General features: G+C 59.7%; 8 protein-coding genes. 5 read left to right on the top strand and 3 right to left on the bottom strand.

The genetic code is table 11. The features are described from left to right. Nucleotides 1-1937 (top strand): hypothetical protein (locus VMA74_RS20170; protein WP_325370265.1); only part of this gene is annotated, 1937 nt, incomplete at its 5' end. Between the two features lie 120 nt (nucleotides 1938-2057). Here VMA74_RS20170 and VMA74_RS20165 read toward each other — a convergent pair. The 3 genes from VMA74_RS20165 to VMA74_RS20155 all read right to left on the bottom strand — a co-directional run bounded on the left by VMA74_RS20165 (nucleotide 2058) and on the right by VMA74_RS20155 (nucleotide 5028). Then, complete coding sequence (locus VMA74_RS20165) at nucleotides 2058-3488, bottom strand: hypothetical protein (RefSeq protein ID WP_325370263.1); 1431 nt, start codon at nucleotides 3486-3488, stop codon at nucleotides 2058-2060. Nucleotides 3489-3519: 31 nt separating this feature from the next. After that, a complete protein-coding gene (locus VMA74_RS20160; RefSeq protein WP_325370261.1) occupies nucleotides 3520-4098 on the bottom strand; it encodes an acetate uptake transporter in 579 nt (192 codons plus the stop codon). 315 nt (nucleotides 4099-4413) lie between these two features. Continuing rightward, complete coding sequence (locus VMA74_RS20155; RefSeq protein WP_325370259.1) at nucleotides 4414-5028, bottom strand: nucleotidyltransferase family protein; 615 nt, start codon at nucleotides 5026-5028, stop codon at nucleotides 4414-4416. A 249-nt stretch (nucleotides 5029-5277) separates the two neighbouring features. Here VMA74_RS20155 and VMA74_RS20150 point away from each other — a divergent pair, with 249 nt between their 5' ends. From VMA74_RS20150 to VMA74_RS20135, 4 genes are all read left to right on the top strand, one after another. Further along, nucleotides 5278-6984, top strand: coding sequence for a type IV secretory system conjugative DNA transfer family protein (locus VMA74_RS20150; RefSeq protein WP_325370257.1), 1707 nt, complete (start codon nucleotides 5278-5280; stop codon nucleotides 6982-6984). Nucleotides 6985-7335: 351 nt separating this feature from the next. Further along, the gene (locus tag VMA74_RS20145) at nucleotides 7336-8274 is read left to right on the top strand and encodes an ankyrin repeat domain-containing protein (protein WP_414649645.1); all 939 of its coding nucleotides are present in this window, start codon (nucleotides 7336-7338) and stop codon (nucleotides 8272-8274) included. A gap of 24 nt (nucleotides 8275-8298) precedes the next feature. Then, on the top strand, nucleotides 8299-9060 hold the full coding sequence (locus VMA74_RS20140; RefSeq protein ID WP_325370255.1) for a hypothetical protein: 762 nt from the start codon (nucleotides 8299-8301) through the stop codon (nucleotides 9058-9060). A gap of 240 nt (nucleotides 9061-9300) precedes the next feature. Beyond that, a partial coding sequence (locus tag VMA74_RS20135; protein WP_414649644.1) for an ankyrin repeat domain-containing protein occupies nucleotides 9301-10033 on the top strand: 733 nt, incomplete at its 3' end.

Genomic DNA, 10033 nt, shown 5'->3' with positions numbered 1-10033 from the left:
TACGCCGTTCGATCGGGATAACGCTGCTGCTGGTGCTCGCCGCGGCGGTGGTCTGGTGGCGGCGGTCGGGGCATGAGCACCGGCCGGTTCCATTCAACCAGGGCACCGCCATCGTGCTGCCCGCGGACGTGAATGCGCCGGAGGACTGGAAGTGGCTGCGCCTGGGGCTGATGGACCTGTTCTCCAACGATTTGCGCGCCGCGCACGTTCCTGTCGAAAGCAGCCAGACCGTGCTCGAATTGCTCGACCGGACCGATACGGAAGGTCCGCAGCGGTTTGCGGCATTCGCCTTGGTGATCCGCCCGCGCGTCAGCTTGGCCGACAACGTCTGGCACGTCCATCTCGACGCCACCAGCGCCCAAGGACGTACATGGCAGGCCGAGGCGTCGTCTGACAACGTGTTGAAGGCGGCCCGCCTGGCGGACGATCTGCTGTTGCCGCAGATCGGCTTTGCGGCGCGGCACGGCGGCCTGGTTACCGGCGACACCAGGGAGGAATACTTGATGCGCATCGAGGCGGCAGAGGATGCCGGTTCCGTCGACGCCGAGCGCGAATTGATCGACAAGGCGCCGCCCGCTGTTCGCGAGATGCCTGAGTTCGACCTTGCCAAGGCCTCGTTCCATTGCAATCTCGGGGAATACGCGCCTTGCAAGCAGGGCTTGGCCGATCTGTTGCAGCGTTTGCCCGCGAACGAGCAACCCGTATTACGTGGCAGGGTGCTTGCGCAGCAATACTACGTCTACTTCCGCGAGCACAAGTATGCCGAGGGTGCGGCAGCGTTGACGGAAGCGGTGCAACTGCTGCAAAAGCAGAAGAACACCGTGTACCTGGCATTTGCCTATGCACAGCGAGGAGAGCTTGAGGAGCTCGAATACAAATTCGACCAGGCACAGTCGGATTTCGGCCTGGCCCGCGTCAACTATGCGCTGGCCGGCCATACCGTCGGTGCGCTCAGCATGGATGAATCCATGGCGCATCTGGCCATGCAGCGTGGGCAATACGCGCAGGCACTTCCGGTGATCGAGCGCGCCTACGATACGTACCAGCGCATGGGCATGTCGCAATTTCTGGCTTATCCCCTGCAGGACCGGCTCATATCGCAACGGATGCTGTTGCAGTTTCGCGACGAGTTGGCCACCACCGACCGCTACTGGCCGCTCGAGCAGAAGCACTTGGCATTCACCGAGCAGGTTGAGCGGCACATCCTCGCGTACGAGCGCGCGCATGCGCTGGCCGACAACGGCCGCACGCGGGAGGCAGGCAAGCTGCTGGAGCAGTTGCTGGCGGAGATTGAAGCTGATCCCAAGGGCGAGCCGGGCCTGCAGGACACGGTCTACGTATTGCTGGCCAAGCTTGCGCTGGAGCAGGATGACATCCAGGCCTCCCAGGCATGGATGGCCAAGGCCCTGGTACCGGCACTGTTGAAAAAGGGCAACGAAACGAAGGATTACGTCAACGCGTTGCTCACCAACGTGATGGTGATGCAACGCGCCGGCAAGCCCAAGGAGCTCGCCGATGCCGTTGCCGCCATGCAGGCATGGGCGGCCGGATCGACGGACGAGGATGAAGCGATCGCTATCCTGCTACTGCGTGCGCAAGCGACGGAGGCATGGAGCGAAGGCCAACGCGACCGTGCGCTGGATCAGTTGAAGCTCGCCATGAGCAAGGCCGATGCATTCGGCGTGCCGGAATACATCGTCGATGTCGGCCAGGCGTATGCACAGGCGTTGCTGATCGCGGGCAAAGTGGAAGAAGCCGCATCCGTCAGCGGCAAGCTGTCGCCTTGGGGGCAATCGGACTGGCGCGCGGCGTGGACGCAAGCATGCGTGTATCGCGCGCTGGGGCAGGCGGCGTATGCCGAGCCGTATCTCAGCAAAGCGCGTGAGCTTGCCGGCGATCGTGTGTTGCCGGCCGATGCTTCGGTGTTCGTTTATTGAGCGTGGAGGCCGGAGCGAAATCCCAGCATCGGGAGCCTCAATAAAGCTGGGATTGCATCCCGGCCTACGTCTATTCGCACCTCACCCTCTCCTCAGCATGAGGAGAGGGCGTAGATCGCATCAGAATTTGTAAAACGCACTCACGTTCACCTGATTGCCACTGGTCTGCTTTCGGTTCACGCCATTGCTGGTGGAGTCGAGAATGGCGTGGATCCATTCCAGGGCGAACGAGTAGTCGCCCACGCTGTACATCAGGTTTGCAGCCTCCTGGCGATCCTTCAGCAAACCGGTCGAGCCGTTGTTGAACCAGCGGATCACATCGGTCGTACTGGGCTTGCTCATCGCGTAGAACAGGTTGGTGCTCCAGTTCTGGTCGAACTTGTAGCCGCCCATCACGTAGCCGCCGGTGTTCTTGATATCGCCGAACTGCGAGAGATCGCCGAAAATCTGGGCGATGCCGCGGCCGGTGTAGCCCACGCCGCGGAATACCCATGGGCCAGGCGTCCATTCGCCGCCCGCCTCGAACGCCGTGCTGGAGAACTGGCGCTTGATCGGCGTCGGTTCGGTACCACCCACGCCGGCCAGGTTGATCTGGCTCCAGTGCGCGGCGGCAAACAGCATCCATTGCTTGGGCTCCTGCACGTGCAACTTCGCTTCAAGCTGCGGGCGGAAGTTGGCGTTGCCGGCGCTGACGTAGTTGATCGGGCTGCCCGGGCCGCTCCACGTGCCCGAGAACGCACCCAGATCCAGTCGCCACAGGGGGCCGCTGGAACCGTGGTTGAGGTCCTGCGAGAAGATCATGCCGGGGAAGCGCCAGCCGATGATGCCGGTGCCATAACCGAGCGGAAAGGCGATATGGCTGATCGAATTGGGCAGGTCATCCAGCGGGAAGATCAGATCCCACATCTGGCCGATCTTGAAACTGCTGCCTGTCACCGGGTTTTCCAGCGTCATGTAGGCTTGGCGCAGGCGCGGCAGCGGTTGCTCCATCGAATAACCGCTGGTGCCGTTGTTGCCGCCGAAGAAGTCCATTTCCAGATGGCCGCCACCGATCCAGTCGCCGGCGATCTTGCCGCCGGTCAGGTCCAGCCAGAAGCGTGTATTGCGCACGTCCACGCCGCTCAGCTGGCCGTTCGATCCGGGTATCGGATATTCAGCGTTCTGGCCGTTGCCGTAGGTGAAGCTCTTGCTCTGCGTAAACGCGGTGGCATCGATAAAGCCGTGGAGCGACACCGATACCCCCGGCGCGCTGCTGAACGTCGGCTTGGCAGGTACGGCCGCGATGGTCTTCGCCTGTTCGGCCTGCACTTGCTGGGTCTGCTGGATTTGCGTTTGCTGTTGTGTCTGCTGGTTCTGCAACTGGCTCAGTGCGTCGTGCAGTTGCTGTAGATCCTGCTGTTGCTGGTTGAGTTGCTGCTGCTGCTTTTCCACCAGCGCCTTCAGCGCCTTGATTTGCGCATCCCGACTATCGGTCTTCTGCGCGGCGAAGGCGGGAGCGGTGACGGTAAGGCCCATGGCTGCGAGAGACAGGAACAGGGCATGTCGTTTCATGATGTTCTCCTTATCGTTATCGCCAGTTGTTTCACGCGGTACGCGGCGCACCGATCGGCAGCACGACCCGCTGGTGGGCTTCGTTGATGATCTCGGCCGCCGACAGGTAAAACGCCAGGAGGGCCGTGAGCAGTCCTACGTAACCGCCGGCCGTGTGCAGGACGGGCATGCCGGTCCACTCGCCGGCGGCGAGCAGGAAGAAGGTGATCCACAGCGCAAGAAAAATCAGTTGCAGGGCGCGTGCGGCACGCAGCGTGCCGATCCACATGTAGAACGTGAATACCCCCCACATGAAGAGATACCAGCCGACGAACGCGCCGGGCACCTTGTCGTGCAGGAACAGCACGAACAGTGCGAACGACCACCAGAATGCGCCGTAGCTGACGAAGGCCGTTGCGCCGAAGGTGTTGCCGCGCGGCAGTTCCATCACGCCTGCGATCATCTGCGCCGTGCCGCCATAGGCCATGGCCACGGCCAGCACCATGTTCATGGCATCGCCGGTGAACCAGCCCGCGTTGATCATGCTCAACAACCACGTCGTCAACGCGAAACCCGCCAGGCCTAGTGGCGCTGGATTCGAGAATCGCGCAATAGCTTGCTCGCTGCTCATTGCCGGAACCTCCCCAAAGAAATGGATGGAGTGCGTGCTCCCCGTTGTCCGTCGCGTATGGCTCCGTGAAAACATGCCGACTCCCCGCGAGTTCGGCACCAAGCTCAAGATAGTCAAGCTGCCATGGTTATGGCGCCGCTTGATTTAAATCAGCTTCGGCAGGAATGCCCCTGGACACGTTTTATTGCAATGCAGCAATTGTGACAAACAAAAGTCGATGCGAATGGGGGCACTTTACTCAAATATGACAAAAAGGATAGATGTCCGGACAGGCCAGTGCCAAGGGTCGTTCCGCTTTGTCGCGGTCCCGGTGGCTCAGGATTTCCTGCTGCTTGATCCGACTAAGGCTCGCACCTGGTTCAGGTCTTCCGGCGTATCGACGTCGATCCCGCTTGGCGCGGTGAAGACTTCGACGCGCGATGCTTCCGCCTTCAACAGCCGGCGTGCGCCATAAGAGCCGGAAAGCGCGGCCAATGCAGCAAAACAGTCGCGCGGGAACAGTACCGGCGGCCCCTGTGTGCGGTCGTGCCCGGTGGCAAGAATGCGTTCTGGTGCCGCCTGGTGGCGTTGAAGCATCGTGTGCAGCGTTGCCGTATCCAGCAGTGGTTGATCGGCCAGGCAGATGAGCACGGCCGAAGCGTGTGGAAACGCACGGGTTAGCGCGCGCATGCCTCCGGCGAGCGAGTTGCCCATGCCTAGTTGCCAGTCCTCGCAGCGCACCACGCCCAGCGGCAGATCGTCGAGCACCGCTTCCACGCCGACGGCATGTGCGCCGGTTACCACGAGCACCGGCGCATGCGTTTCCAGCAGCCTGCGCGCCACGCGCCGAACCATCGGCTCGCCGGCAATATCAGCCAATTGCTTGGCACCGCCAAAGCGGCTGCCATCGCCGGCGGCAAGGAGCAGGATGACGGGTGAGTCGTGATGCATCAGGCCATCGTGACGCGTAGGTTGGGTTAGCGCAGCGTAACCCAACAAAGGGTCGAAATATCTTGGCGAGTATTTGGTATGCGCGGGCCGTCAAAAGAAAGGATTTGCTTGCTTTTCGCATCCAATCCTGACGTCAGTCTCGGGGCTTTCCGCTCATTTCTGTAGCCGTATCCCGACTGGTATGCCGATGAGATCGGGGGATGCTTAACCCCATCGTCATAAGAATCAGTCCAGGGAGTACCTGTTTCCATGAGCACCCGCACCAAGGCGAGTGTCGCTATGGCCGGCTTGTTGCTAGCCATTCTGGCCGGAGCTTACTTATCAGGCTGGTTGACCTATCTGTTCCTTCAGGTCAACGGCCCGCTCACCGCTCTCACATATTGGAACTACCATCAAGCACTCGAACTGCCTGCTTATCAGCCGTATGCCACTCGAATCCACCTTGCTGGCGGCCTCGGCTTTGGCGTTTTCGCCTTGGTATGGCTCGGCGCACTGCACATTCTCTTTCGTCCGAAAAAACGGGCCACGCACGGTGATGCCCGCTTCGCGTTGGATGGTGACATCGCCAGGTCGAAGCTCGTCAACGACAACCCATATGGCGTGATCGTTGGCAAACACCGTAGCCGCCTTTTGCGCCTGGTCGGTCCGTTTCACATCCTGTTGGCGGCTGTAACCCGTGCTGGGAAGGGCGTGAGCTTCGTCATGCCGAATCTTCTGCACTACGCTGGATCTCTGGTCGTGGTGGACATGAAGCAGGAGGGGCACGAAGTCTCATCCAAGTGCCGTTCTCAATGGGGGCCTGTCTATCTTTTCAATCCTTTTGCCGACGACTTGCGAACCCATCGCTGGAATCCGTTTGCTTACGTTCGCACAGAAGCCTTGCATCGCACCTCGGATATTCAAGCAATTGCCCAATGTCTGTACAAGGTGGCACCTGGGCAGGACCCGTTCTGGACCAATACGGCACGCGCCAGCTTTGTCGCTGCCGCCAGTCTCTTGTTTGATGTCTGGCAGCACGCCCAGCGAGCGGGAGCGAATCAGGAAGCGCCATACCCCACGTTGGGCGGGGTCTATCGTCTGTTGTCCGGCGACGGCAATGATTTGAGAGGGTATCTGAAGTCCAGGCTGGCCAGACCCGACGTTTGCGACGAAACGCGCACCAAATTCGGCAATATCACTTCGCTGCCTGAGCAAACATTCGCCTCGGTCATCGGCTGCGCACAGGCTCCTTTGCTGATTTTCGCCAGCCTGATCCTGGACAAGGCGACGTCCGGCAACGACTTCGATCTACGGACGCTCCGCCGTCAGCGGCAAACGATCCACGTCGGCGTCACACCGAACAAGCTGGGTGAAGCCAGTGGTATCTTGAATCTGTTCTTCGAACAGGCGATCAAGCTCAACACGGATGCGACGCCGCAGAAGGACTCCACCGTGAAATACGAGTGCCTGTTTCTGCTCGATGAATTCACAGCACTGGGGCCCATCGACGCAATCGTCAACGATCTGACTCATCTTGCCGGCTACAACATACGCCTGGCCTGTGTCATCCAATCGCTTTCGCAATTGGATGATGTTTATGGCCCGGACAAGGCGCGGACCATTACTAGCAACCTTACTTGTCGCGTGATCTACACGCCAGGGGAGCAGCGCGATGCCAATGAGTACAGCGAGATGCTCGGCAACACCACCGAACGCAAACGCCAACGCACCCGTACCAGTGGCGGCCAAGTGTCCTACACCGACATTGAAGAGTGTCGGCCGTTGATGCTCCCGCAAGAACTGAAGGAGCTCGATATCAAAAAGGAAATCATCTTCATTCGGGGCCTGGCGCACCCGATCATGTGCGACAAAATTCGCTATTACGAAGATAAAGACTGTAAGCCAAGGCTGCTTGGTGCAGTCGAGGCACCCAAGTTGAGGTTCGGCGGCGGATCACCGGCTGGCCAAACGTCATGACGATAGCTGGGAAATCCGATGATTGAACGGCTTCACGCACAGCCCCCAGCATCGCACGCTCGCCCAAGTCCTCCACCATCGAGCATGTCTATTGGTATCCCACAGCGACCATCGCCATCGACAGGCATGCGCAGAGCGGACGAATTGCGGCGTCTCTACCACGCTCGCCAGATGGCGCTATTGAGCGTGGATGTGTACGCCGCCGCCAAAGGCGAGGGTGCGCCACTTTGCAACCCAGATCCGTCTGGGCGACCGGGATTTCGTGAAGTTGTTGAGACCTGAAGAATCTGGCTTCTTGAAAGCCAAGTCTGCGTGAGCATTCGCTGACAGACGCCCAGGGCCCGCAATTCTATGCTCGGTCATGCCGGCCAAGGGACCGGTCTTTCCAGGAAGCCATCCATGATCCTTTCCCCCTCCACCCGAATGCATGGACCGCACCGGGGCTTCTATTTCGTGGTTGCTGCGTTATGGCTGTTGCTGGCCGGCTGCAGCGAGCCCACGCCAGCGCAGCTATCGCATTACGGGGTAGAGAATTTCTTTACCGATCCCAAGGCGCAGCAACTGGCCGTAGCGGCGGAGTATGGCGATGCGCAGGCGGTACATCGCCTGATGAAGGAGGAAGGGGTGAATCCGGACGCCATCTTCAGCAAGGAAGGCATGCCGCTGTTGGCGTGGCCGATCTTTACGCATAGCCCCGAAGGGTTGAAGGCGATGTTGGAGAACGGGGCTGATCCGAATGTCAAACAGGCTTACCCATCGCGAGAGCGGGGCCTTCGTTACGACGATAACGCCATGGTGTGGGCCGCCAAACAGGAAGACCCGATCTATCTCAGGCTGTTGTTGGATCACGGCGGTGATCCCAATACGCGCAATGTCAATGACGAGACGTTGTTGTTTCAGGCCTTCATCTGGCACAACCAATGGCAGAACGTGCAGTTGCTGGTGGAGCGTGGGGCGGATATCAACGAGATAACAACAGGAAACTCCATTCTTGCTCGCTATGCGGGTAGGGGGGGGGTTATGCAGACCTATTGGCTATTGGAGCACGGTGCCGACGTTACCGCAGGAGACTTGCCTTATCAGCAGCCGTTTCCGGCGCCAGCACGCCATCTCATCGTCGAAGACATCTTCTGGCATCCCGGCAATCCCGAGGACCCTACTTGGCAGCGCAAGTGCCAGCAATGGCTGATGGCGCATGGGTTCCGCCGACCACCCATGCCAGGACGTTACCGTGATATGCGAAAAAATCTCGGTTTTCCCTACGAAGAAAAAGATATTCCGTTGTTGTAACCCCACCCGTCACGGAGCGATGTCATGCCGGAATTTCAAAACGAACAAGCCTTGCTGCAACAACTGCGCACCAGTGGCGATCCCGCTTGCGTGCGCCGAGCCGATGCATTGCAGCGGCTCTATCACGATCGCCAGTTGGCGTTGCTCAGTGCGGATGTATACGCCGCGGCCAAAGGTGAAGGCGCTGCGCCGTCGGGCTGGATACGTGTCAGTGAGCATCCGGAATGGGTGCAGAAAATTGCGGCAAGACTCCATCTGAGCAATGATGAGTTCCTGGACATGCTTCGGCCAGATGCCTCCGGCTTCCGCGCCGAAATCTACCTGCCCGATCCCGCATTACTCGGCCCAGGCTACCAACCCACGGTAGCCTTCAAAGGCTCTACCGGCGAAGTGCTCACCGCCAACGGTTTGCGTGATACATCGAAGGAAGATTTCCTCGCCAACAACTTCCCGCAATCGATCGGTCTGGAAACCGATTACTATGACAAAGCGATGCGTCTCGCTCACGAATTGCAGCGAAATGGTTTGCAGGTGGAGAACACCGGCCATAGCCTCGGCGGCGGCCTGGCCTCCGCCGCTTCCGCCATCGGCGGCGCGCCCGCCACCACCTTCAACGCCGCCGGCCTGCATCCACTCACGGCAAAACGCTTCGCCGAACAGAACGACTTGCCTGTGTACGACGTGCAACAGCACATCACCGCCTACCACGTGCAGAACGAACTCCTCAACGACGGCGTGCAGAACAACTTGCATACGCTGGACGAAGCAAGCCGCACGCTGCACTGACATCGTGGCGTCATCTAGTTGCCAAGGCCGCGTCAGCGTCCACTGACAGACGCACACGACCGGCAATTCTATGCTCAGCCAGGACGGCCAAATTGGCCCCTCCCGGAACAATGCATGACCTTCCTCCCGTATTTTCGAATGCATGGGCAGCATCGCTACTTTTACTTCGCCGTTGCCGCGTTGTGGCTTGTGTTGGCCGGCTGCAGCGAACCCACGCCGGCGCAGTTGTCGCATTACGGCGTGGAGACGTTCTTTACCGATCCCAAGGCGCAGCAACTGGCGGTGGCGGCGGAGTATGGCGATGCGCAGGTGGTGCATCGCTTGATGAAGGACGAAGGGGTGAATCCGGACGCCGTCTTCAGCAAGGAAGGGATGCCGTTGTTGGCGTGGCCGATCTTTACGCACAGCCCCGAAGGATTGAAGGCGATGTTGGAGAACGGGGCTGATCCGAATGCACGCAAACCTGGACGAACGATCCAGAAATTCAAGGATGGCAGTGTTGGCGATTACTTCGACTATGACAACGCCATGGTATGGGCGGCCAAGCAGGAAGATCCAAGCTATCTCCAACTGTTGCTGGACCATGGCGGCGATCCCAATACGCGCAATGTCAATGACGAGACATTGTTGTTTCAGGCATTTATCTGGCACAACCAATGGCAGAACGTGCAGTTGCTGATAGAGCGCGGGGCGGATATTGATGCGATGACAAGAGGGCACTCCATTCTTGGTCAATATGCGGGAAGGGGAGGGTTTAAGCAGACCTATTGGCTACTGGAGCACGGCGCTGACGTTACCGCAGGAGACTCGTCCTATCAGAAGCCTTTTCCTGCGCCAGAACGCCATCTGATCGTCGAAGACATCTTCTGGCACCCCGGGAATCCCAATGATCCAACCTGGCAGCGCAAGTGCCAGCAATGGCTGCTGGCACGTGGAATCCAGCGGCCACCGATGCCAGACAGTTACCGTGAGA

This window comes from Dyella sp. (genome assembly GCF_035508675.1).
In the GTDB taxonomy this organism is placed as follows: Bacteria; Pseudomonadota; Gammaproteobacteria; order Xanthomonadales; family Rhodanobacteraceae; genus Dyella_B.
Note: the sequence above shows the minus strand (reverse complement) of the source record. Positions and strands in the feature narration are given on the sequence as shown.